Source organism: Chloroflexota bacterium (genome assembly GCA_016197225.1).
Classification (GTDB): domain Bacteria; phylum Chloroflexota; class Anaerolineae; order Anaerolineales; family VGOW01; genus VGOW01.
This window is the reverse complement of sequence record JACPWC010000114.1, coordinates 26084-49546: the sequence shown is the minus strand read 5'-3', so window position 1 is coordinate 49546 and position 23463 is coordinate 26084. Positions and strand designations below refer to the sequence as shown.

At 57.6% G+C, this 23463-nt stretch carries 25 protein-coding genes and 1 tRNA gene; 16 read left to right on the top strand and 10 right to left on the bottom strand.

Annotated elements, in window-relative coordinates; all coding sequences use genetic code 11:
* Positions 1-60: 60 nt before the first annotated feature.
* Entirely contained in the window at positions 61-1392 is a 1332-nt protein-coding gene (locus tag HYZ49_18565; protein ID MBI3244287.1) for an amidohydrolase, read from the bottom strand.
* Between the two features lie 616 nt (positions 1393-2008).
* Between HYZ49_18565 and HYZ49_18560 the strand changes: the two genes are divergently transcribed.
* The 5 genes from HYZ49_18560 to HYZ49_18540 all read left to right on the top strand — a co-directional run bounded on the left by HYZ49_18560 (position 2009) and on the right by HYZ49_18540 (position 5997).
* Positions 2009-2194: a hypothetical protein gene (locus HYZ49_18560; GenBank protein ID MBI3244286.1), complete on the top strand. Its 186-nt coding sequence runs from the start codon at positions 2009-2011 to the stop codon at positions 2192-2194.
* Between the two features lie 8 nt (positions 2195-2202).
* Complete coding sequence (locus HYZ49_18555; protein MBI3244285.1) at positions 2203-2553, top strand: hypothetical protein; 351 nt, start codon at positions 2203-2205, stop codon at positions 2551-2553.
* Between the two features lie 187 nt (positions 2554-2740).
* The gene (locus HYZ49_18550; GenBank protein ID MBI3244284.1) at positions 2741-4303 is read left to right on the top strand and encodes a hypothetical protein; all 1563 of its coding nucleotides are present in this window, start codon (positions 2741-2743) and stop codon (positions 4301-4303) included.
* A gap of 270 nt (positions 4304-4573) precedes the next feature.
* The gene (locus tag HYZ49_18545; protein ID MBI3244283.1) at positions 4574-5569 is read left to right on the top strand and encodes a PD40 domain-containing protein; all 996 of its coding nucleotides are present in this window, start codon (positions 4574-4576) and stop codon (positions 5567-5569) included.
* On the top strand, positions 5557-5997 hold the full coding sequence (locus tag HYZ49_18540) for a hypothetical protein (protein MBI3244282.1): 441 nt from the start codon (positions 5557-5559) through the stop codon (positions 5995-5997). The genes HYZ49_18545 and HYZ49_18540 overlap by 13 nt, the downstream gene beginning before the upstream one ends.
* A 13-nt stretch (positions 5998-6010) precedes the next feature.
* Here the strand turns inward: HYZ49_18540 and HYZ49_18535 are convergent, their stop codons facing one another.
* Positions 6011-6880 carry an alpha/beta hydrolase gene (locus HYZ49_18535; protein MBI3244281.1) on the bottom strand — a complete coding sequence of 290 codons (870 nt, stop codon included), beginning with the start codon at positions 6878-6880 and terminating at the stop codon, positions 6011-6013.
* A gap of 163 nt (positions 6881-7043) precedes the next feature.
* Here HYZ49_18535 and HYZ49_18530 point away from each other — a divergent pair, with 163 nt between their 5' ends.
* From HYZ49_18530 to HYZ49_18520, 3 genes are all read left to right on the top strand, one after another.
* Positions 7044-8999 carry a serine/threonine-protein kinase gene (locus HYZ49_18530; GenBank protein ID MBI3244280.1) on the top strand — a complete coding sequence of 652 codons (1956 nt, stop codon included), beginning with the start codon at positions 7044-7046 and terminating at the stop codon, positions 8997-8999.
* A 100-nt stretch (positions 9000-9099) separates the two neighbouring features.
* Entirely contained in the window at positions 9100-9324 is a 225-nt protein-coding gene (locus HYZ49_18525; GenBank protein ID MBI3244279.1) for a Trm112 family protein, read from the top strand.
* 34 nt (positions 9325-9358) lie between these two features.
* Entirely contained in the window at positions 9359-9907 is a 549-nt protein-coding gene (locus tag HYZ49_18520; GenBank protein MBI3244278.1) for a HEAT repeat domain-containing protein, read from the top strand.
* A 1-nt stretch (position 9908) separates the two neighbouring features.
* Here the strand turns inward: HYZ49_18520 and HYZ49_18515 are convergent, their stop codons facing one another.
* From HYZ49_18515 to HYZ49_18480, 8 genes are all read right to left on the bottom strand, one after another.
* Entirely contained in the window at positions 9909-10430 is a 522-nt protein-coding gene (locus tag HYZ49_18515) for a DUF456 domain-containing protein (GenBank protein MBI3244277.1), read from the bottom strand.
* A 114-nt stretch (positions 10431-10544) separates the two neighbouring features.
* Positions 10545-11813, bottom strand: coding sequence for a serine--tRNA ligase (gene serS, locus HYZ49_18510; protein ID MBI3244276.1), 1269 nt, complete (start codon positions 11811-11813; stop codon positions 10545-10547).
* Between the two features lie 371 nt (positions 11814-12184).
* Positions 12185-12547, bottom strand: coding sequence for a type II toxin-antitoxin system PemK/MazF family toxin (locus HYZ49_18505; GenBank protein ID MBI3244275.1), 363 nt, complete (start codon positions 12545-12547; stop codon positions 12185-12187).
* Positions 12541-12807 carry a hypothetical protein gene (locus HYZ49_18500; protein MBI3244274.1) on the bottom strand — a complete coding sequence of 89 codons (267 nt, stop codon included), beginning with the start codon at positions 12805-12807 and terminating at the stop codon, positions 12541-12543. Before HYZ49_18500 ends, HYZ49_18505 begins: the two co-directional genes overlap by 7 nt.
* Before the next feature lie 81 nt (positions 12808-12888).
* Complete coding sequence (gene lysS / locus HYZ49_18495) at positions 12889-14424, bottom strand: lysine--tRNA ligase (GenBank protein MBI3244273.1); 1536 nt, start codon at positions 14422-14424, stop codon at positions 12889-12891.
* Between the two features lie 72 nt (positions 14425-14496).
* A complete protein-coding gene (greA, locus tag HYZ49_18490; protein MBI3244272.1) occupies positions 14497-14967 on the bottom strand; it encodes a transcription elongation factor GreA in 471 nt (156 codons plus the stop codon).
* Between the two features lie 97 nt (positions 14968-15064).
* Positions 15065-15763: a PIG-L family deacetylase gene (locus HYZ49_18485; GenBank protein MBI3244271.1), complete on the bottom strand. Its 699-nt coding sequence runs from the start codon at positions 15761-15763 to the stop codon at positions 15065-15067.
* Complete coding sequence (locus tag HYZ49_18480) at positions 15760-16713, bottom strand: RNA-directed DNA polymerase (GenBank protein ID MBI3244270.1); 954 nt, start codon at positions 16711-16713, stop codon at positions 15760-15762. Before HYZ49_18480 ends, HYZ49_18485 begins: the two co-directional genes overlap by 4 nt.
* A 186-nt stretch (positions 16714-16899) precedes the next feature.
* On the opposite strand from HYZ49_18480, the gene HYZ49_18475 reads away from it, so the two are divergent.
* From HYZ49_18475 to HYZ49_18440, 8 genes are all read left to right on the top strand, one after another.
* Positions 16900-16972, top strand: a tRNA-Lys gene (locus tag HYZ49_18475).
* Between the two features lie 81 nt (positions 16973-17053).
* Entirely contained in the window at positions 17054-18142 is a 1089-nt protein-coding gene (locus HYZ49_18470) for a DUF2270 domain-containing protein (GenBank protein MBI3244269.1), read from the top strand.
* Positions 18143-18172: 30 nt separating this feature from the next.
* Positions 18173-19033: an NAD(+)/NADH kinase gene (locus HYZ49_18465; protein MBI3244268.1), complete on the top strand. Its 861-nt coding sequence runs from the start codon at positions 18173-18175 to the stop codon at positions 19031-19033.
* A gap of 86 nt (positions 19034-19119) precedes the next feature.
* Complete coding sequence (locus tag HYZ49_18460; protein ID MBI3244267.1) at positions 19120-19668, top strand: B-box zinc finger protein; 549 nt, start codon at positions 19120-19122, stop codon at positions 19666-19668.
* A 66-nt stretch (positions 19669-19734) separates the two neighbouring features.
* The gene (gene recN, locus HYZ49_18455; protein MBI3244266.1) at positions 19735-21324 is read left to right on the top strand and encodes a DNA repair protein RecN; all 1590 of its coding nucleotides are present in this window, start codon (positions 19735-19737) and stop codon (positions 21322-21324) included.
* 34 nt (positions 21325-21358) lie between these two features.
* Positions 21359-22015, top strand: a complete 657-nt coding sequence (locus HYZ49_18450) for a PilZ domain-containing protein (protein ID MBI3244265.1) — start codon at positions 21359-21361, stop codon at positions 22013-22015.
* 21 nt (positions 22016-22036) lie between these two features.
* Positions 22037-22696, top strand: a complete 660-nt coding sequence (locus HYZ49_18445) for a Uma2 family endonuclease (protein MBI3244264.1) — start codon at positions 22037-22039, stop codon at positions 22694-22696.
* Position 22697: 1 nt separating this feature from the next.
* Positions 22698-23414: a methyltransferase domain-containing protein gene (locus HYZ49_18440; protein MBI3244263.1), complete on the top strand. Its 717-nt coding sequence runs from the start codon at positions 22698-22700 to the stop codon at positions 23412-23414.
* Positions 23415-23463 lie beyond the last annotated feature (49 nt).

Genomic DNA, 23463 nt, shown 5'->3' with positions numbered 1-23463 from the left:
GATTGGACAACACTTGCCTGGTTATTAGACTTGGGGTAACTTCCGGGGATTGATTGGCCGTCATCCTTTATATTCCCTCACGCTTCGCATGTCGCGGCTCACCATGTTCAGCGCGCCACGTTCGGCCATTGTTTTGATCTTCGCCTCGTCGAGAGTCAATAGCTCGCCCTTCCGGTAGAGCAGGTTGCCGTCCACAAACACGTGATCCACGTCGGCGGCTTTGGCCGAGTGCACCACGTTGGCGACAAGGTTGTGACGGGGAAGAAGGTGGGGCTTATCCATATCAATCAAGGTGAGGTCGGCGGCCAGGCCGGGCGCAATCACGCCCGAGTTGGCGAAGCCCATAGCTCGCGCGCCGTTCTGCGAAGCCATGCGCAAGGCTGTGTCGCCCGGCACGGCCTCAGGGTTGCGCTGATCATATTTTTGCAGGATGACGGTCTGGCGGATGGCGGCCAGCATGTCCATGTCGGCGTTGGAGGCCGGGCCGTCGGTGCCGATGGCGACGTTGACGTTGTGTTTGGCAAAGCGCGAGAGATCGTTGGCCGGCATCGCCAGCTTCATGTAGGTGATCGGGGTGTGGGCAACCGTCACTGAATGGGAGGCCATGATCTGCAAATCATCGTCGCTCACGCGCAAACAGTGGGCGGCGATGCAAGGGTTATCGAGGATGCCGAGCGACTCTAAGTGGGCAACCGGAGTCTTGCCGTGCGCCTTGAGCGAGTTGTCCACTTGCTCCTGCGACTCGGCCACGTGCAGGTGAACGGTCAGGCCGCGCTCGGCGGCCAGACCGGCCACCCGGCGCAAAAAGTGGGGCGGGCAAAGGTAGGGCGAGTGGGGGCCGAGCAGGAGTCGCAGTCGGCCATCGGCTTGCGTTCGCGCTTGCCAGCGATCAATGAACGCCAGTGCGCCGTCCAAATTCGCGCCCACTTCCTTATCGTCGCCAATGCCGAACACGCACCAGGTCAGCCCGGCCTTCAGGCCCGACTGCTCGACCACCTCGGCCACCCGATCCATATAAAAGTAGTGATCGTTGAAGCCGACGACTCCGCCGCGAATCATTTCGCAAGCCGCCAGGGCCGCGCCCCAGTACACATCGTCGGGCGTCAGCGCCGCCTCGGCCACCCAGATTTTCTCGTTGAGCCAGCGCTCGAAGGGCAGGTCTTCGGCCCAGCCGCGTTCGTAAGTCATGGCCGCGTGGCAGTGGGCGTTAAAGAAGCCGGGCAGGGCGAGGTGGTTGTAGCCGTCAATGACTTCGTCCGGTTTGAAGTCGGGAGGCGCCTCGCCCACCGCAACGATGATCTTGCCGTCAATGGCAATGTTGCTGTTTCGCAGAATCGTTCCGGCGTCGTCGAGGGTGAGAATGTCGAGGTTTTTGAGGAGGGTCTTTGCCATGCGGCGGATTATATATCAGTCAACAACCCGGCGGCTTTGCCTACCACCTGCCGGATGCGCTGGGGAGTGTGAGACAATTGGCGAATGCGGGCGGCGTTGTGACCCTGACACGGAGTTATGAGCCGTTCGGTAGCGCCCAACAAAAACATGGCTTGCCTAATTTCAACCGGGCAAACCGTGCTTTTTGAGTCGTGAGGGCTCTCCCAAATTTAACGTGAAAAAGTGGCTCTTCCGGGTTTAACGGGATTTTTTAACGCAAAGCCGCAAAGTTGCCAGGGCGCAAAGAAAAACCAGTTTATTTCTTAGCGGCTTTGCGCCTTAGCGCCTTTGTGTTAAGGGTTTTCACACTCAATCTGGTAGAGCCAAAAAAGTTTTGGGACGCAGATGAACACTGATTTTCGCTGATAAAAAACAAAATCTGCGTTCATCCGCGTGAATCCGCGTCCCATTCCCGTTAAAGTCGGGAGACCCGTCGTGAGATAGCACGGATTAGCAGAATGAACTGATCAGAATCCGAACATTCTGCCAATCCGTGCTCTTCAAACTCTGTAACAGCTGCTCAAAGAAAAGCGGTGCAAGGCCAACCTTGCGTGGAGTGCGGTAAACAGCAGATACCATGTTTGCCGATCACAAAGAGGCTCTTGTTGTAGAATACTATAAGACTGGGGAAATTGATACAACGCGCATGAAGAGTGTAGATGCTGTTCAATCACACTGCCCTGATTGCTCTTATCGGCAAGGAGGGCGGCTCAGTCAATTTTCAAAATTTATGAAACAGTTGCTCTTTGGAAAAACAAAATGAATCCTGACATAGCTCGTAGCCAACAAGAGATTTGCAGAAAACATGGTGCTATCTATGAACCGGTATTAATCAATTCGAAGATAGGCATAACTGAGAATACGAAAGAGCACGTTTACCCGCTAAATGGCTTGCGTATTCGCTCCGAGGGCGATACATCTGGTTGGTATATTTGGGCGGGGCAGGGAGAGCCTTCTGATGATCCAAGTTTCTTTAAGCCGTTGCACATTGCTCACCTTGAGACATGGTATCCAGAAGTTGTTCCATACCTTGGACTGCCACCTGGTTGGCGGTTTCTACTTGCACAAAATTACGAAGATGTATGGTTCGATTCCAAACTACTTGAACCACAAAATGAATAACCCGGATCTGCGGATAGGGCATCTAGCTGAAAATCACTGATCAGCCTACGAAAATAGGTGAATAGTGCGCTTCAGTCTTGCGCCCAACAGGTGAAAACCGGTTTTGTATATAAAGCCGAGTTTGCTGAGCGAAAAGCATTTTTTAGGTTCTTATCCGTGGATTCGGGGGACTCACTTGACCGCCTGATTGCCGAATTCGCCTTCACCAACCAATAACTTCGGCGCGGCCAGCGTGGGCACAAACAATCGCGGGCACTTCATCGGCTTCACCAGCGCCTCAGGCGCCATCTCCTCATTTGTTCGCGGCGCTCTCAGCCCGGGCCAGCAGGACTGGAAGTACACAAACTATACCTACCCGGCCAGCGGCCCAGGCGCGGTGAGGCCGCACGCCGTCACCGGCCTCTCCACTGGCGAGAGCTATTCGTATGATGCGAATGGAAACATGACGACGCGCGTGGAAGGTGGCTCGACTTATACCCAAACCTTTGACGTTGAAAATCGGCTTGCGTCCGTCGTGGTTGGCACGCAGACCACGACGTTCGTGTATGATGCCGATGGCGCTTTGGTGAAGAAGGTCAAGCCGGATGGAACTTCGACGCTCTATCTTGGCAGCTACGAAGTTGAGTTGAGCGCGGGCGGGACGGTGACGAAGAAGACGACGTATTACCCTGCCGGCGGCGCGATGCGGGTGGACATCGTGGGCGGGACGAACACGGTGTATTACATGCTGAGTGACCATCTGGGGTCAGCCAGTGTTCTGCTGAAATCCGATGGGACGATTGAGGCGAATGGCGAGCAACGATATTACCCGTTTGGCGAGAGCCGCATCACAACAGCCGACCTGAAGACGGCGCATTTGTTCACCGGGCAGATTGACACCGGGCTGGGGATATACAGCTTTGGGGCGAGATTCTACTCGCAAAAGCTGGGGAGGTTCATTAGCGCGGATACGGTGGTGCCGGATTGGAAGAACCCACAAAGTTTGAACAGATACAGCTACGCGATCAATAATCCGTTGAAATTCATTGATCCTACTGGGCATAGTTATTGTGATAGCGAATATGCCTTTGAAGAAGATTGCGAAGAGGGTACTGACAATAGTAGTTATATTCCTAATCCCTTCGACGACTACGATCTCCAGTTGCTTGGGGAATATACATTTTCTGCTTATGTGTATGCGGATGAAAAAAGCGGTTATTTCTCCGGCTCGGGAACCGATATTCCAGGGATTCCAGATATGCAAGCAAAGGAAGATTTTCTTTTTGGGAGAGGCGGGGTGGTCATGCAGGGTACAGGGCTACTTGACTCAGGACAATATATTCATATTGATAACCCCAGCCAACTCTATTGGGCGGATAAAGAAAACTATAGAGTCGATTGGAGAAACGGTAATTATGTGCGTGAAGACGGGACAGTATCTGATGTTGACCATGTAGGCAATCCCGGAGATGCTATGTTCAAGCTCGGCCTGGCTCGAAACTTGACACCCTACTACTCAGTCGCAGGACCCAAAGAGTTAGAAAAAGGCACTTTAATTTACGCACCAGCTCTCGCTTCTCATACTCCTTATGATGGTGTTTTTGAAGTACAGGATCGGGGTGGAGCAATCAAAGGCCAGCGATTTGATCTGTTTGTTGGCGTGGGCTTTGCTAACTCAACAAGCTGGTTCCAGATCGCAGAGCGCAACAACGCAACAGTCTATCAGTTAATACCAAAATCGTCGGGCTGTGGGAAAGGCAGTTATTGCTGACCAGTTCCAATACAATTAGAAAGTTCATATTGGCAACTCCCCAGTTTATCAATTCGGACTCTGGATATGAAAAATACTTGCTTGCTCACGCTTGTCACCGTTTTAGTATTGTCTGCGGCTTGCGCCCCCTCAATCACTGTTGACGGACAACCTACTCATTTGACGGAAGCCTCAAATACTGCTACCCCGGTGCTAGCCGAGAAGACATTGCCTCCACAACCTACACGGACTCTCACTCCTACCTATGAACCTACCACTGTTAATCCGTGCATGGTCTCAAAAGTGCCTGATCTGGGCTCGATGTTTATTGTATTTGTTGCAAAATGGGATGGCGACCAGGAGATTTACACTGTGCGGGCAGATGGGGGCGAATTGACACAAATCACTTACAATAACATAGACGACGTTGCTCCTGTTTGGTCTCCAGATGGACAACGAATAGCTTTTGCCTCTGGAAGTTCCTGGGAAGCCTATCAACTGTACGTAATAAATTCGGATGGCTCAAATAGAAGTGTGCTGACTCCCAACTTGAAAACCCTACAAGAATTCAGTTGGTCTGATGATGGCGAAGAGATTGCTCTCATCGGATTGGATAATAATGAAACAAACGATCTGTACATTCTAAATATCGAAAAGCTCGTGCTAACGAATTTGACAAAGGGACTAGTATTTGGGCCTTCTCGCCCTGATTGGGCCTCAGATGGTCGAACCATCGCTTTTGATGCAGCGTTAGATAGCCAAGGTGTAGTCCGGCGAATATATACAATCGAACTTGATGGCTTGGGCTTGCGAGAGTTACCATCCCAGGGGTTTAGCGAAACCATTCCTCAATGGCATTTATCAGGCAAGGCAATCTTGTTTATATCGGTGCCTGGGCCAGGATTCAGCCCCGAACAGGTTTACGTGATGAGTCCAGGTGGAATTGAGCGAAAACAATTGACGAGCACCGATACCCTCAAAATAAAAGCCCTATGGTCACCGGATGGTCATGTGATTGCATATGGAGCAATTACTACCGATACACATCGAGAAATAACAGGTAATTCCATTCTTGTCATGAATGCTGATGGAGCTAATCAAAAGGTTATAGCAGAAGGAAAAGGCTTAGATGTGCGTGATTTTAGCTGGGCATCTGATAGTCAACATATTGCTTTTATCTCTAGTGACACTGATATTTCTAATTTGTATGTTGCGGACATTTGTACAAATACAGTAACTCTTGTAGTTAGGGATATTTCCAAATATATGCCGAGTTGGAAACCCTGACCGTCCAAAATAACGTCACGCTTTACCAGCATTCCTGCGACTACGACGAACTCGGCAACATCCTGCGAGTTAGCATCTGGCCCAACGCTTTTGTTGGCACAGCCACCAACTCTGGCACGTTCGGCGCGGCCAGCATTGGCACCAACAATCGCGGGCACTTCATCGGCTTCACCAGCGCCTCAGGCGCCATCTCTTCCTTCATTCGCGGCGCGCTCAGCCCGGGCCAGCAGGACTGGAAGTATACAAACTATACCTACAGCGACACGGCTCACAAGCACGCCGTCACTGGCCTCTCGACGGGCGAGAGCTACTCGTATGATGCCAATGGCAACATGACCACGCGCGTGGAAGGTGGGCAGACCCTTCAACTTCTCCTTCGACTTCGCTCAGGATATAGATCAGGGCAGATATTACACGCAGAATTTTGATGTGGAGAACCCTTCACCCGCCGCGCACACTCTCCACAAACTCCCCCACCTTCTCCGCCACCAACGCCGGCCTTTGTAGTGGCACGTCGTGAATGGAGTCGGCCAGCCACTCGATGCGAGCCTGGGGCAGGAGGCGCTCGGCCAGCACGGCCCCCTCGCGCTTGAAGCGCATAAAGTTCGCCGCTTGTTCGTCGCGCGGCTCTGGCGGGAGGCAAGGCAGGAACAGAGCCGGGCAGTGCACGCGCGGGTACAACCGCTCGGCGTCTTCTTCCCACATCGCCCGCACAATCTTCATGTGATTCTCAAAAGCCAGGTGCGGGCGGATGGTGTCGTCCGGCATTACCTCAAAGTTGCCGAGAATGATGTCCAGCAGTTCTTCGCTGTAAAGTTCGCCGCTGAAGGTTTTGACTCGCTCGCGGAATTCGGCCAGCGGCGTCCCGGCCAGCCTCGGCGGGGCCAGCCGCTGTTCGGCTTCGGGCCACGTCATGCGTTTGCCCAGGCTAAGGAAGCCGCCGTCCACCAGCGCCACGCCGCTCACCCCGTCCGGCCAGCGGGCGGCGTATTCGAGGGCCACGCTCGCGCCCCACGAGTGGCCCACGATCACCGGCCTGGAGAAACCTGAAACCTCAATCACGCCATGCAGGTCGGCGCAAATGGAGTCGAAGCCGTAATCGCCGCTGGCGGGCGCTTCGCTTTGGCCGTGACTGCGCTGATCCAGGGCGAGGACGCGAAAGCGCCCGGCTAAAATCGGCGCAACCCGATCCCAGATTTTGGCGTTGGAAGCCAGCCCGTGAACGAGAATTACAGCCTGCCCCGCGCCGGCCCAGTCGCGAGTGTGCAGGCGCAGGCCGTTCACTTTCAGAAAGTTATCAGTTGGAATCATGACGAAAGTTCCCTTGCCGTTTTGGTAGGGCGGAGTATACTTCAAACCTGCAAAAGACGGCTCAACTCTGTGTAGAATCGTTTCACCACGGAGAGCACAAAGCCCACAGAGTTTTCTCTGTGTTCTCGGTGAACTCTGTGGTAAAAATCATCAATAACATCTTATGCCCCTCTCTCCCGGCCAACTCCTCCACGACCGTTATCAAATTGATGCTTTTCTGGCCCAGGGCGGCATGGGCGCTGTGTACGACGCCCATGACGTAAGCTTGAACATTCGTTGCGCTATCAAAGAGAATCAACTGGGCGCTGAAGAATCGCAAAAGCAGTTTGAGCGCGAGGCCCGCCTGCTGGCCGCGCTCCGCCACCCCAACCTGCCCCGCGTCACCGATCACTTCATCATCCCCGGCCAGGGCCAGTATCTGGTGATGGACTTCATCGAAGGCGACGACCTCAAACAACGGCTGGAGCGCCTCGGCCCCCTGCCCGAAGCCGACGTGAGGCACTGGGGCGAGCAGGTCTTGAACGCGCTCGACTATTTGCACAAGCGCAATATCATCCATCGCGACATCAAACCGGCCAACATCAAAATCACGCCTGAGGGCCAGGCGGTGCTGGTGGACTTTGGCATTGCCAAAGAAATGGGAACGCAGGGCGGCGTGACCACCACCGGCGCGCGCGGCCTCACCCCCGGCTTTGCCTCGCCGGAGCAGTACGGCATGGGCCACACCGACGCCCGCTCCGACCTGTATGCGCTCGGCGCAACGCTCTACACCCTCCTCAGCGGCGAAGCGCCCGCCGACGCCCTCTCGCGGATCATGAAGCCGCAAAAGTTTGTGCCGCTGGCCCGCCGCGAGTTGAACGTCAGCCCGGCCCTGGCCGAAGTGATAGACAAGGCGCTCGCCATTGACCCCGAAGAGCGTTTTCAGAACGCGGAAGACATGCGGGCCAGCCTGCGAACCGGCGTAGACCCCATGCAAACCGCCCGCCTGCCGAAAGAAGGCGCAGGCGACTCACCCCAGCCGCCTCAAAGACGAATGGCCCTGCCTCAGATTGCATTGGCGATCATCGGCGGCATCGTGCTGATTGGAATCGGATTGGCGGTGACGGGCGGTTGGGGACGATTGATGACTCTGCTGGCCGGGCCGGCTACGCCGACGGCGGTTCCAGTAGCCGTTGCCACCGCCACCCAGGTGGTGGCCGCCACCCCGACCTCACCCGCCGTGATCGCAACCGAAACACCTCTGCCCGCGACCGCGACAGAAGCGCCGACCGCTGCCGCGACGCCCACCAGCGCCCCGACCCAGTTTGGCGGCGGCACGAGCCGCATCGCCTTCGTCTCCAACCGCGACGGCAATTACGAAATCTATTTGCTCACGGCGGGCAAAGGCACCGACGCCAGCGTGACTCGCCTGACGGATGCCCCGGCTGAGGATCGTTCTCCGGCCTGGTCGTTCGACGGAACGAAGATCGCCTTCCACTCGGCCCGCAACGGCAAACCCGAAATCTATTCCATGAACGCTGACGGCTCGGAGCAGACGCGGCTGACGAGCAACGACTTCAACGATGTCGAGCCAGGTTGGTCGCCCGATGGCTCGAAGATCGCCTACATCTCTTTTCGCGACGGCAACGCGGAAGTTTACTTGATGAACGCGGATGGTTCCGACGAGACCCGGCTGACCAGCAACTTTGCCCGTGAGAGCACGCCGGCCTGGTCGCCCGACGGCTCGAAGATTGCCTTTGCCTCCAACCGCGACGGCCACTGGCAAATTTACGTGATGAACCCCGACGGCTCGGAACAGACCCGGCTGACGACGAAAGACACGGTTGACTATCAAGGCCCGGCCTGGTCGCCAGACGGGGCAAAGATTCTGTTTTATTCCAACGAGACGAGCGACGAAGAGGTTTACGCCATGAATGCCGATGGCTCGGAACCGGCCCGGTTGACGGACAGCGCCGGTAAAGATTACAGCCCGGCCTGGTCGCCCGACGGCACGAAGATCATCTTCATCTCCGAACGCGACGGCAACCCTGAGCTTTACGTGATGGATGCCGACGGCAAGAAACCAACGCGGTTGACGGCCAAACTCGACCCCGACCTCTCGCCAGTCTGGCAACCGTGATTAGAACCATAAAGACCCGGCGGGTTTCTGAAACCCGCCGGGTCTTGGTTTGAATCACCGGGTGTCTGGTATACTTCGCGCCAACGGAGGCTTAACCTAAATGGTCAGTCAAGATTTGCTCGATATTCTGCGATGCCCGCATTGTGTGCGTGAGAAGCAGGGCATGCTCAAGCTGGTGAAAGATACCTGGCTGGTTTGCCAGGAACCCGATTGCAAACGGAAGTACCCGATTCGTGATGACATTCCGGTAATGCTGATTGATGTGGGCGACAAGTGGGTGAACACCGCCGAAGACGCCCTGCCGGTTCCCCCGCCGGCCGATTAGTAGAGCAAGTTGCCAACTTGCTCTACGGAAAACTATGCTGGACGATCTCTTTGCAGGCGATGACAGCCGCGCCGAAGCCGGCCTGTCTCACATCATTCCTGAAGATTTCCCTCAATTGATTGAACGTTCTCGCTCGGAGTCGCCCGATATTCGCTGGTGGGCGCTCCGGGCGATGGCCTCGTTGCCCACACCGGAGGCGGTTGCCCCGTTGTTGGCCGCCGCCGCCGATCCCGATCCGGGCGTGCGGGCGTGCGCCATCGTCGCCCTCGGTCAGCGCCGCGAGTCTTCGGCAGTCCCAACCCTCGTCGAGACCTTGAAAGACTCCAGCGACTTCCTGGCTCGCCTGGCCGCCGACGCGCTGGAGCAGATCGGCAAGCCGGCAGTTCCGGCGTTGCTCGAAGCCTTGCAGGCTGAGGATGCGGCCACGCGGCGGCTGGCCGCCCGCGCCCTGGCTCATATCAAAGACCCGGCGGCCATCCCGGCGCTTTTCAAGGCGCTGGAAGATGACTCGATGCTGGTGAGTTACTGGGCCGATGAGGGATTGGAAGCGATGGGCGTGGGGCAGGTCTATTTCAAGCCGTGACTCAGACTCCGATTTCGAGCGCCCGCAGGTAAAACCACAATCCCCAAAAACCCATCATCGCCAGGGCAAAGATCACTTGCGCCCCGAACGACAGGCCCGCGCCCCACAACACGCCGGTCGTAGCTTTGAGCGCCTCGCGCCAATCTCGCCGCCGACGATATTCCACCAGAAACACGCCCAGCATTGCGCCGATGAGCGCGCCAACCACGGGGATGACGAACATGCCGATCAATCCCAGAATGATGCTGAGGAGAACAGCCTGCCACGAGGCTCCGGTTTTGGCCGCCGTGGTGTTGGTCAGCCACCAGATGACAACTTCGCCGACGACGAGGGTGAGCGTGATGAGGATGAAGAGGAAGACTCCCCACTTGCCCCAGCCGCTGAAGACGCCGTAGCCCAGCGTTGCCAGCCAGATCAGTTCAATGCCCGGCAGGGCGGGCAGGAGGGTGCCGATCAGGCCGACGGCCATGACCAGAAACGCCAGAAAGCCAATGAAGAAGTGGGTGGTTTCGTTGAGTTCCATCCAGAAACAAACACTTTAGACCGACGCGGTTTTGCGAAGCAGCCGCGTCGGTCTAAACTAAAGAGTCTTCTCTGTGTTCTCTGCGGTAAAACTGTGCAAGGCAAGTTCGTTATTCTAACGAATCACGTCAATTCCACCCATCCACGGGCGCAGAACTTCCGGCACGATAATAGAGCCGTCGGCCTGCTGGTAGTTTTCCATGACGGCGATCATGGTGCGCGGCAGGCCCAGGCCGGAACCGTTGAGGGTGTGGGCGAACTCCGGTTTGGCCGCCGGCTCGCGGCGGAAGCGCACGTTGGCCCGGCGGGCCTGGAAGTCGCCGCAGTTTGAGACGGACGAAACTTCAAGCCACTCGTTCTGGCCCGGCGCCCAAACTTCAAGATCGTAAGTGGTGCGGGCGCTGAAGCCCACGTCGCCCGAACAGAGTTGCTTGACGCGATAGACCAGCCCCAGTTCGGCGCAGGTCTGCTCGGCGTCTTGGCGCATTTGCTCCAACGCCTTGTCTGACTCTTCGGGCAGGGAGAAGATGTACATTTCCACTTTGTCGAACTGGTGGCCGCGTTTGATGCCGCGCACGTCGCGCCCGGCGGCCATCTTCTCGCGCCGGAAGCAGGGGGTGTAGGCTGAGTAGCGTTTGGGGAGATCAGCGGCGGCCAAAATTTCGTCGCGGTGCAGGCAGGTAACGGGCACTTCGGCAGTCGGCACCATCCACAAATCCTCTTCGGCGTCGCGGTACAGGTTGTCTCTGAATTTAGGCAGTTGCCCGGCGCCGAACATCGTCGCCTCTTTGACCATGAAGGGCGTATAGACTTCGGTGTAGCCCTGCCGGCGCGTGTGCAGGTCGAGCATCCAGGAAATAAGGGCGCGTTGCAGGCGCGCGCCCGCGCCGTGAAGCACGTAGAAGCGCGAGCCGGTGAGCTTGATGCCCTGCTCAAAGTTGATGATGCCGAGTTGTTGGCCCAAGTCCCAGTGCGGCTTAGTCTCAAAGGGCAACTGCTTCGGCTCGCCGACGGTTTTGATGACGACGTTCTGGCTGTCGTCGTCGCCGTCAGGCACGCGCGGGTCGAGCAGGTTGGGGATGGCGCTGAGCAGGGCGTCCATTTCTGCCTCTACCTGCCGCACCTGCTCGTCGAGCGTTGCGATGCGGTCGCCCATGCCTTTCTGCTCGGCGATCTTAGCCTGCTTCTCCGCCGCGTCCTTGATTTTGCCGATCTCTTTGGAGACGGCGTTGCGCTCGGCTTTGAGTTGCTCCACTTCGGTGAGCAGAGTCCGCCGCTGGCTGTCGAGTTCAAGCACGCGGTCAATTGGAGCGTCAAAGCGCCTGGCGCTCATGGACACTTTGACCAGGTCAGTTTGGTTGCGAACGAGATTTAGATCGAGCATGATGGCCTCCTTCAAGTAAATAAATACGGCCCCTCATCCGTTTGCAGGACGAGGGGCCGCTCGTGGTGCCACCTGCTTTTGTCGGAACCCTTCTCTTGCCCTCCCCTATTTTCGTTGGGTGAAAATGGGGGAGGGTCGGGTGGGAGTTGCGACCTCAAACGCTATAACGGGCTTACCCGGCCACACCTTTCGGGGGCGACAGGCCATTTTTGCTCTGGCCTCAAGAGTGGAAATCACCTGGTTGGCTTGCCGCCTCGCACCGTCCGGCGGCTCTCTGAAAAGTTGCCCGGTGACACGTCTCTTTATGTCTTTGGGTTATAAAGTTGGGGCGATTATACCGCGAGCGATGAATGCGTCAAGTAAAGATTCAGTTAAACTCCTGAATATTGGCCCCGACCTATGACAAGTTCTATGCCATCCAAAATTCCTTCCAGCAAATCGGAGTCAAGCTGGCCAACACGCTCGGTAAGAAAGCCTCGATCAAGAGTGACAACCTGCGATACGTTCGCAACAGAATCGCGTTGCAAGCCAGTCAGGCTGCTGGGCATAAAAACATTGCCTGGCGCTTCCGCCAGCGCTACATTTGAAGTGAGTGCTACACAAACAATTGTGCGGATACGACTCCGATTGAAATCATTGCTTTGAACAACGATGACTGGCCGTCGGTAGCCAGGCTCAGATCCTGCCGGTTCTGGTAATTCTGCCCACCAAATGTCACCCTGCTCAATCACCATTGTTCACGGCCCAGCGAAAGGGTTTGCATTTTGAATAGGGCCATGTCCAACGGCGATGTCTCTTTTATATAAATTGCATTCAAACGCTCGGTTATAGGTGAAGTTGCATTACTTTGTTGCCTGGCGGGTAAAGCTTGATTCTGTTTGTGCCGGTAATCTGAAATGAGTTGGCGAAGCAGATCAGGGATCGTTATCCCAATCGCTTCAGCCGTTTCCCGTATCTGCTTTGCTAAGTTATCTGGAAGTTGAAGGTTTGTCATCTTTTCACTCTCTTGCGACTTGCCCGATAGCGTGAGGAGATGATACGCCTCTCGAAAAGACCTGTCAATTGGCCTTCTGAGTCACTCCTCTTTCGTCCGCAAATGCGGGAACAACAGCACTTCGCGGATGGTGGCCTTGTCAGTTAGCAACATCGTCAGGCGGTCAACGCCCATGCCGAAGCCGCCGTTGGGCGGCATGCCGTAGCGCATGGCCTGCAAATAATCTTCGTCCAGCGGGTGTTGCTCCTCGTCGCCGGCGGCGTAATCCTGGCTCATCTCCAAAAAGCGCGCTTCCTGATCAAGCGGGTCGTTCAGCTCGGTGAAGGCGTTGCATAACTCGAAGCCGGCCACGTATAACTCAAATCGTTCGACCGTCGTCGGGTCGCCCGGTTTGCTCTTGGCCAGCGGCGAAATATCGCGCGGATAATCCAGCAGGAACGTCGGTTGGATCAAATTCGGCTCGACGTAGTGGCCGATTAGACTGTCAATCAGCTTGCCACGGGTGGATTTTGGTTCCGGCTTGTGGCCTTTGGCAATCATGGCCTCGGCCAGCGCCTCGGCGGCGGGGAACTGAGTCAGGTCAATACCCGACCGTTCCAGCACTGCGTCGTGAATAGTGACTCGCGGCCAGGGCGGGGTGAAGTCAATCTCGTGGCCTTGATAAGTCACTTTGCGCGTTCCCAGAACTTCCTCAGCCACGGTTGACAACATCAACTCGGTGAGGGCCATCACGTCGTTGTAATCGGCGTAAGCCATATAGAACTCAAGCTGGGTGAACTCCGGATTGTGTTTGAAGCTCACGCCCTCATTGCGGAAGTCGCGGCCAATTTCGTACACCCGCTCAAGGCCGCCCACCAGCAGGCGTTTCAGGTAAAGCTCGAACGAAATTCGCAGGTACAAATCCTGGTGCAGTTGGTTGTGATGGGTGGTGAAAGGCCGCGCCGCCGCCCCGCCGTAAAGCGGTTGCAGGATCGGCGTCTCCACCTCCAGAAAGCCGTTGATGTCGAGAAAGCGGCGCAAGGCGGCCACGACTTTGGCCCGGGCGTGGAAGATGTCGCGCACTTCAGGGTTGACGGCCAAATCGGCGTAACGCTGGCGGTAGCGGGCTTCGGGGTTGTCGAAGGCCGAATATACTTTGCGTTCACCGTCCACTACTTCTTCTTTGGCGGCAGGCAGGGGGCTGATGCCTTTAGCCAACATGCGGAACGAGGCCACTCGCAGGGTGATCTCGCCGGCCTTCGTCTGCACCATCACGCCCTCGGCCTGAATAAAGTCGCCCAGGTCGTGGTCGGCCTGAAAGTTCTTGAGCGCCTCAACGCCAACTTCGTCGGCGCGGAAGTAGAGTTGCAGTTTGCCCGCGCCGTCTTCAATGTGGGCAAAGGCCGACTTGCCCATCGTCCGAATTGAACGGATGCGGCCACAGACGATGGCCCTGACTTGCGAGTCGTGCGGGTCGGCGCTCGCTCCGCTCGCCGCCAGAGCGGCCTTGTAGGCCGAGACGGCTTCCCCGGTGGTGTGAGTGCGTTGAAGGCGAGGCGGGTAAGGTTCTTCGCCCCGCGCCCGCAAACGTTCCAGTTTTGCTAATCGGAATTTTTCAATCTCGGAATACTCGCGCATAATGCCCTCAAAGTTAAAAAAAAGCCCCGCGCATCGCGACGCGCAGGGCTAATGTGTTTCTGGTGAGCAGGATTAATCAATCCTGACAATCCGAAACGACAGCACCCCGGCGGGCGCGTTCACCTTGACTTCGTCGCCCGTCTTTCGGCCCAGCAGAGCCTTGCCCAGCGGCGACTCGTTGGAGATCAGCCCCTTGGCCGGGTTGGCCTCGGCCGCGCCGACGATGGTGTACTCTTCGGGTTTGCTGCCGTCTTCCTGCACGCGCACTTTGGAGCCGACGTTGACGATGCCGGTCGAGCGTTCTTCTTCTTCGATGAGCACCGCCTCGGAGAGGATGGTCTCAACGGTGAGAATGCGGCCTTCGACAAATGCCTGTTCGTTCTTGGCGGCTTCGTATTCGGCGTTCTCAATCAGCTCGCCGTCTTCCATCGCCTGGTGCAAACGGTCGGCCACTTCGGCGCGCCGGACGGTGCGCAGATATTCGAGTTCTTCTTCCAGCTTTTTGAGACCCTTGTGGGTCAGGTAAGTGACTTGCTCGGCCATAGGTTGAATGTTGTGTAGGTAAAGAAAAGAACTGAGAGGGCCTCTCAGTTCTGTTTGGATTGCGGGCATGATAACACAGTCAATTGTTTTTAGCAAGTCAGTCGAACAGGCGTTCAGTCCAATTTCCCGCCGATTCCGTCAATTTTGCGTCGTCGGCCCAAAAACTGGAAAGCTGAGAAGTATAGGCTCGAACCGCCTGAAGCTTGGCCTTTTTCGCCGATTCTGTGATCGCCACCTCGGCCCCGCCAGCCACCGACTGAGCGTAAGGATAATCGGCGTAATGATGAAAGCTCTGCCCGGTTTGGGACAACCATCTTTCAGCGGCCAAACGCGCCAATTGGTGATCCACGTGGTTGCCGACTCCAAATGGAAGGTAGATTTCTGCGCCCGGAGCCAGCGGCCCGACGGCGGCCAGGGCCGCCGCTACCTCGTCAGCCATCGCCGACTCGCGGGGCGACAACTTGCCAAAGATGGCGGCTTCAGAGTCATACAGCCAATCGCCTTCAGGTGCGCGCCGGTAAATGCAATCGTGGAAGTTGAGGTGAACCGGAGTCGCGCCCAGCACGGCCAGCGCCGCCCGATCTTCGGCGGCGCGATCAAAGTTGAACAGACCAGACTGGCTCCAGCGTTCGTGCAAGCTGGCGGCGAAGGGAGAAAGCTGACCGGCAGGCGGCGGCGCGGCGCAAATGGTGGCAACAACGACGCGCTCGCCGCGCCGTGCCCGGTCGTAGATTTGGCCGCCACAGGAAAAGACGGCGTCGTCAAAATGAGGGGAGATGAAGAGAGCGCCGATCATCCACGTTGGCGGCTGACCATGTCCATGAGCGCCTCAAGCCCTTTCAGCCGTCTCTGTCCTTCGGCGTCGAGTTGGTCCAGGCGCTGACGATGTTGCATGGCACGAATCAGGCGGCGGGTGGTGCGCGGCAGGTTCACCTGGCGGTTCACAACCAGGCCAGTGGCAGTCTGCCGCTGGTGCGGGCGTTGGACACGAACCTTCTTTTTCATTTGGATGCGAAAGCCTTCTTCTTCGACGATGGTTTTGATGAGGGTAAGCAGAGTGCGGCCCGGGCCGCCTTGAGCCGGGCGGGCCAGCGGCGGGCGGCCTTTGGGTTTGGGCCGCAGGCGTTTGTTTCGTCCCAGGCCGGGGAATGAGAAGGTAATGTCGTCGGCGTAGCGCGTGTATTGGCCCTTGTATCGTTTGACCAGCGCCGAAAATCTTTCGTCCAGCTTGCGGCAGATCAGATTGCTGAGGGCCGGTGAGGTGGGCGCGCCTTGAGGCAAGCGGCCTTCGTAAGCGCAAATGTTAGTCAAGATCGTCGCCGCTTCTGCGCCCCAGCCTAAACTGCGAAAGACCTGAGTCACCCGCTCGGCAGTGATGGTGGGAAAGAACTCGGCGAGGTCAATGTTGATCACCACGCCGCGCCCGGCGTGAGGCCGGGCATTGTCCACGATGGAGCGGCCCGGCACGAAGCCGGTGGCCGCCGGGTGAAACTTGAGCGGGTTGAGCAGGCGGCGCAGTATTCGCCTTTGCAGAGCTTTGAGTTTCTTGTTTGGCGCTTCAATGGCGCGAACGCCGCCGCGCCGTTTGGGGATCGAGAAGCGGGCGTATTCGTAGCCCCGCGCCCAGGCCGGCTTGTTCGTCAACCACTCGCGCAGTTCAGCTTCCGGCAGGTCGAGCCATTTCGCCAGGTCGGCAGGCGACCGGCCACCCGAGACAGTGTTGAAGAGCGACTTGAACAGATTCATAAGAAGGGCGCCGGGCGGCTCTGCCAGTCGGATGCAATCCGACCCTCTATCTTCTGTGCTGGCAGTTGCGCCTGGCCGACGAAACATCGGCCTGAGCCTTGAGGCTCCACCAGAGCCGCCCGGCGAGTTGGCGTATTATACACATTGACGGGGCATGTTCAGCGTGTTAAAATCTGCGACGCACTCGGGCCACTAGCTCAATTGGCAGAGCAGGGGCCTTTTAAGCCCTTGGTTAGAGGTTCGAGTCCTCTGTGGCTCACTTCGCCCGATGCGCAAAAGACCCGTTGAACTCAGCGGGTCTTTTGATTCACCATTCTCCGCTATAATCTCATCACAATCTATGACTCAGCCTGACTCGCCCAACCCTGATAACGACGCCGAGACAACGCGGCCCAGCGAACCGGTGTGGTCGTTTCGCGGCTATCAAATGCGCCCGGCCGAGTTCAACACGGCCATGGTGCATTTTTATCGCGGCGAGATTCAACGCTCGAACGCCTGGCGCACCCGGCTGGACACCACTACCAACTGGGCCGTCGTCGCCGCCGGGGCCGCCATCTCCTTCGCCCTCTCCGACCCCAATCATCATTACGGCGTCATCATCCTCGACACTTTGTTGGTCACGCTCTTTCTGTGGATCGAAGCCCGGCGCTATCGTTATTACGAACTGTGGTCGTATCGCGTGCGCCTGATGGAGACCGACTTCTTCGCCGCCATGCTCGTTCCGCCCTTCTCGCCCAGCGCCGACTGGGCCGAGAGCCTGGCCGAAAGTTTGTTGCATCCAGACTTCCCCATCAGCATGTGGGAAGCGTTTGGCCGCCGCTTCCGCCGCAACTATATGTGGATCTTCTTCATCCTCGCCGCCGCCTGGGTGTTGAAAAGCTTCTTGCATCCAGTCCCGGCCATCTCATTAACCGAGTTTATCGAACGGTCGGCGCTTGGCCCGGTGCCGGGCTGGGCCATGTTGGTGGCCGGTCTGATCTACAACGGCGCCCTGTTCCTCATCGGCTTTGGCACCGCGGGCCTGAGTCAAGCCACCGGCGAAGTTCTGCCCAAGTGGGGCGAGTTCCCCATCCTCAGCAATTTGTGGCGAGCCATGGAAGTGTCGGAGACGATCTCGGAAACGCGAAGCTCGACCCGCGCCTCGCAACGCCCGGGGCGCAAGCGCCAACAATTGCTGGCGCTCGTTATCTCGGCCCGGCCACAGGAAGTTGCCGACAGCATCCTCAAAGAGTTGAAGCGCGGCGTCACCGCGCTGCACGGCAAAGGCATGTACGCCCGGCAGGAGCGTGACGTGCTAATGATCGCCGTCACTGTCACCGAAATGCCTCAACTCAAGGCGCTGGTGAAGGCGCAGGACCCCAACGCCTTCATCATCGTCGCCCCGGCGCAGGAAATTCTTGGGCGCGGCTTCCAATCGCTCAACGAATAACCGCCCCCGTTCTCCGTTATAATTCAAGCCGTGACTCCGACTCCGCCGAAACGCTTTGTCATCTTTCACCATCCCAAAGTTCACGAGTCGTTGGGGCTGGCTGAAGAGATGACGGCCTTCATTCAGAAACAGGGCGCTCTGGCCGAATACAGTTCAATTGACGACAAGGCCAAACGCGCCAGCGCCGGGGAAGCCGACATGCTCATCGCCCTCGGCGGCGACGGCACCATGCTCCGGGTTGGCCGACTCGGCGCGTTCAACAACCAACCGGTGTTGGGCGTCAACCTGGGGCGGCTCGGCTTTCTGATGGATGCCCAGCCCGACGACTGGCCCGACGTTCTGCGGCGGATGTTGTGCGGCGACTTCTGGCTTGAAGAGCGAATGATGTTGAGCGTCTCGCATTGCCAGAACGGCGTCACTTTGCGCGCTTACGAAGTGTTGAACGAATTGGTGGTCTCGCGCGGCACGGTGGTGCGGCCTATTCGTCTGCAAACTTCCGTCAACGATACGCCGCTGACCACTTACGTGGCCGACGGATTGATTGCGGCTACACCCACCGGTTCGACGGCTTATGCAATGGCCGCGGGCGGCCCGGTGTTGTCGCCGGAGGCTAAAAGTATTTTGCTGGTGCCCATCGCCCCTCACCTTTCGCTGGATCGGGCCATTATTCTGCCGCCCGACATCGTCGTCGAGATCGCCGTGCGCACCGATCACCAGGCCGTCTTCAGCATAGACGGCCAGCAAAGTGTGCCCCTGCGCGATCAAGACCTGTTGCGGGCCAGGACGAGCCGCTACGTCGCCCGTTTTGTGCGCATCACGCCGCCCACTCACTTCTATAAGACTCTAGCCGACCGGATGACCCAGAACCCGACGGCGGATAAGGCTAAATGAATTATCAATACTCAATACCCAGTACTCAATACTAAATAACAACCAACTATTGAGTATTGAGTATTCTGTATTGAGTATTACTTTTTATGACTGTTGAAACTTCAGAAAGTATCTTCTGCGCCAACCACCCCGACCGCGAAACATCTTTGCGCTGTAACAAATGCGGCAAGCCCATCTGCGTCAAGTGCGCCCGGCGGATGCCCACCGGCTACCGTTGCCCGGAGTGCGTGAACCAGCAACAACAAATCTTTGAAACGGCGCTGTGGTACGACTATGTGATCGCCGCCGTGGTCTCGGCCTTTCTCTCCGGCCTGGCCGGGGCGCTGATCACCCGGCTGGGCTGGTTCGTGTTCTTTCTTTCGCCGATGGCCGGCGGCGTGATCGCCGAAGTGATCTTCCGGGCCGTGCAAAAGCGGCGGGGCAAGTATTTGCCCTGGGCCGCCGTCGGCGGCGTGGTGTTGGGCGCACTGCCCCTCTGCGCCCTGCCGCTGATCGTGCTGGTGTTCAGCCTGTTCGCCGGCGGCGATTCGGGCCTGAGCTTCGGTTCGCTCTTCAGCTCACTTTGGCTCATCGTCTACGTCGTCATGTGCGCCAGCACACTTTATTACCGGCTGAGAGGCATTCGCATCAACTGACAATGCACAATTCGCAATGCTCAAGGCTCAAATGAGAAATGTGCATTGTGAATTGAGAATTGGCTTATGCTCACCGAACTCACCATCACCAACTTTGCCATCATAGACAACCTGACACTGACGTTCGCCCCCGGCTTCAACGTTCTGACGGGCGAGACCGGCGCGGGCAAGTCCATCATCATTGACGCCGTCAGTTTGCTGTTGGGCGGGCGAAGCGACGCGACAATGGTGCGGGCCGGGGCCGAGGTCGCCCGGCTCGAGGGTGTGTTCACACTCGACGCCGAACTAAAAACGGCGGTTGACCCGATTCTCGAACGAGAAGAATTGCAGGATGAAGGTGACGGGCAAGCGTTGACGCTCGCCCGTGAAGTCCGCCGCGAAGGCCGCAACGTCTGCCGGGTCAACGGGCGCACCGTCAGCCTGGCCATCCTCAAAGAGATCGGCCAGCAACTGGTGGACATTCACGGCCAGTCCGAGCATCTCTCGCTTCTGCGCGTGCGCGAGCATGTCTACCTGCTCGACCGTTATGCCGGTTTAGAGTCGCAACGCGCCGAACTGGCAACCGCCGTCCGCGAACTCAACGGCGTGCGCCACGAACTTGGCGAACTGGTGCGCGGCGAGAAAGATGCCGCCCGCCGCACCGACCTGCTCACCTTTCAGATCAACGAAATTGAGTCGGCCAAGCTCAAGCCCGGCGAAGACAAAGTGTTGCTCGAAGAACGAACGCGGCTGGCAAATGCCGAAAAGCTGGCCGCTCTGGCTGACGAAGCTATTGTCGCCGCCGCTGAGGGGGTGGATGATCAACACTCTGCCACCGACTTGCTGGGGCAGGCCGTTCGTGCCCTCAACAGCCTGGCCAAGATTGACCCGACTCTCGAACAGCACCGTGACACTGCCCAATCCCTTTCCGAACAACTCACTGAACTGGCGCGTGACTTGCGCGGCTACCGCGAAGCCATCGAGTTCAACCCCAAACGGCTCGATCAGGTGGAAGAACGAATTGACCTGATCAAGTCGCTCCAACGCAAATACGGGGACACGATAGAGGACGTCAACGCCTTCGGCGAAAAGGCTCAGGCCGACCTCGAAGGCATCACCCACGCCGGCGAACGCATCGAAGCTCTGCGAAAACAGGAAGAGGCCATGCTGAAAAAGCTCGGCAAGCTGGGGCAGGCGCTGTCGGCGGTGCGGCGCGAGGCAGGCGAACGGCTGGCGCAAGGCATCGAAGCCGAACTGGGCGACCTGCGAATGGAAGGGGCCAGATTTGGCGTGGACGTGCAGTGGGAGGAAGCCGACGACGGGGCGCTGGTGAACAAGGATAAGCGGGTGGCCTTTGACAGCACCGGCATTGACCGTATCGAATTTCTCATTGCGCCCAACCCCGGTGAGGGATTAAAACCGTTGGTGAAGATCGCCTCCGGCGGCGAAACGGCGCGGCTGATGCTGGCCCTCCAAGGGGTGCTGGCCCGCGCCGACCGCACGCCCACCCTGATCTTCGACGAGATTGATCAGGGCATCGGCGGGCGGGTGGGGGCGGTGGTGGGCGCACCACCACCGAAGTGCAACCGCTTTCCGCCGCCGAGCGCGTGGAAGAGATTACCCAGATGCTGGGCACCGAGGGTGAAGCTACCCGGCAAAGCGCAGAAGAATTGTTGAAGATGGTGGGGGCCGAAAAAGCGGGGCGAGAAAAATGAGACAGGGCGACCAAATTCTCTTTGGTCTGGAGCGGGCGGCAAGGGCCGGCGCCGACGTTGAACTTCTCAACGGCTACAAAGGCTTGCCCATTATCACCACTGCCTCTTTGGTAAAAGTCGGCGACGGCCTGGCGACTCTCAAAGTTCAGAAGCGCCAGGCGGCCTGCTTGGGGCTTGAAGGCCACACTTACATCCTCTGCGCCGAACTTGATGAGGCTGCCAGCGCCACAGTCGTTGAACTGGACAAGGCGGCGGGCACGGTGGCTCTGGCAAACTTTTTGTACGCGGGCCGCAAGATTGGCGAGCGGGCCATCGTGCGCGTTGAGCCAAAAGAGTCCGGCCTGGTGACGATCCGGGTTGGCGGCCAGACCCTCAACGGCGGCCTGATTGACATTTCCATGGACGGCGTGGGCGTTCACCTTGCCACGCCCGGCGTTGATCACCTCCTCAAACGTCAGACGACGGTGCAGGCCTCCTTTCAACTCCCGAACGCCCAACTTGAATTTTCGGGGACGGTGGTTTACCTCAAGACCATCGGCGATTCATTCCGGGCCGGCATTGATTTCTCCCAGGCTTCGCACCTTGCCAGCGCCGTCACCAACTATATCTCTCAACGCCGCACTGAGATTCTAAACGAATTGGACATGGTGTAGAATCAACTCGGAGATTGACCGATGGAAGCAGTGCTTGACCCTCTCATCCGCTCGCCAAAACTGCCGAAGTACATTCAGCAGTTGGAAGCCACACTCGCCGAAGAACAGCGCAAGCGACAGGCGTTCTACGAAACCGTCAAAGAAGGCGACAAAGTTGAATTTATCAATGGAGAAGTTGTAATGCACTCGCCAGTCAAATTGATGCACAACGAGTTTTCAGGGGCTTTATACCAACTGATTGCCGCTTTCGCAGGGAAGAATAATCTCGGCATTACTGGTCATGAAAAATTGATGATCTCTCTCACGCGCAACGACTATGAACCGGATGTCTGTTTCTTCGGCAAAGAGAAGGCGGCGCATTTACGACCAGATCAGTTGCGCTTCCCTGCCCCGGACTTCATCGCCGAAGTGCTTTCCGACAGCACTGCTAATGTTGATCGCGGCGTGAAGTTTGAAGATTATGCGGCCCACGGCGTGGCCGAATATTGGATCATCGATCCCGAAGCCCAGACGGTTGAACAATACCTGCTTGATGGCGAAGCCTACAAACTGGCCGTGAAAACAGACAGCGCCAACAACGCAACGCTCAAGAGCGCCGCCATCCCCGGTTTTGCCATTCCGGTGCTAGCCCTCTTCGACTCGACCGAGCGCCAGCGCGCACTGCGCAACCTGCTGGCCTGACGTGCTTCCCCTCGACCGCCAAAACGAATACCGCAACCGTTACCGCGCCCTCAACCCCGGCTGGCAACCGAGTGGCGACGTTTACGAGCGGCTCGTTCGCGACTCGATTTCACCGCAGACTCGATTGCTCGACCTCGGCGGCGGGCGCGGCGGACTGATTGAACGGATTCGCTTTCACGTCGGTTTAGCCGCCGCCCTCGACCCCGACCTTGACTCTCTCCTCGATCATCGCACGCCTGACGTTTGTCGTTTGTGTGGCCTGGCCGACTTACTTCCCTTCTCGGCCAACTCGTTCGATGTCGTTACCGCTTCGTGGTTGCTCGAACACCTGACCGCGCCAGAGGCGGTTTTCAATGAAATCCAGCGCATTCTCAAACCGGGCGGCCTCTTCATCTTTCTCACACCTAACGCTCTGCACCCGCTTCTCATTGCCAACCGTCTGAGCAAACTTGCACCTGCTCTTCAACGCAAACTCGTTCCCCATCTCTACGCTCGTTCCGAAGCCGACACGTTTCCGGTGCAGTACAAAGCTAACACGGCGAAGGCGCTTCAACGCCTCTGTAACAGAGTCGGCTTCACCCTCCAACTCCACCTCATCCCTGACCCGACTTACACGGCTTTCAATGAGTCGTTATTTCGGTTGTCAGCTTGGGCGGAGCAATTGATTCCCAAGTCGCTCAAAATCCATCTGGTCGGTGTAGCGGCAAAAAGGTTGTGACGCTCACCTACGAGGTAGCACCCTGAGCGGAGGCCTGCGTGTAGTTTGC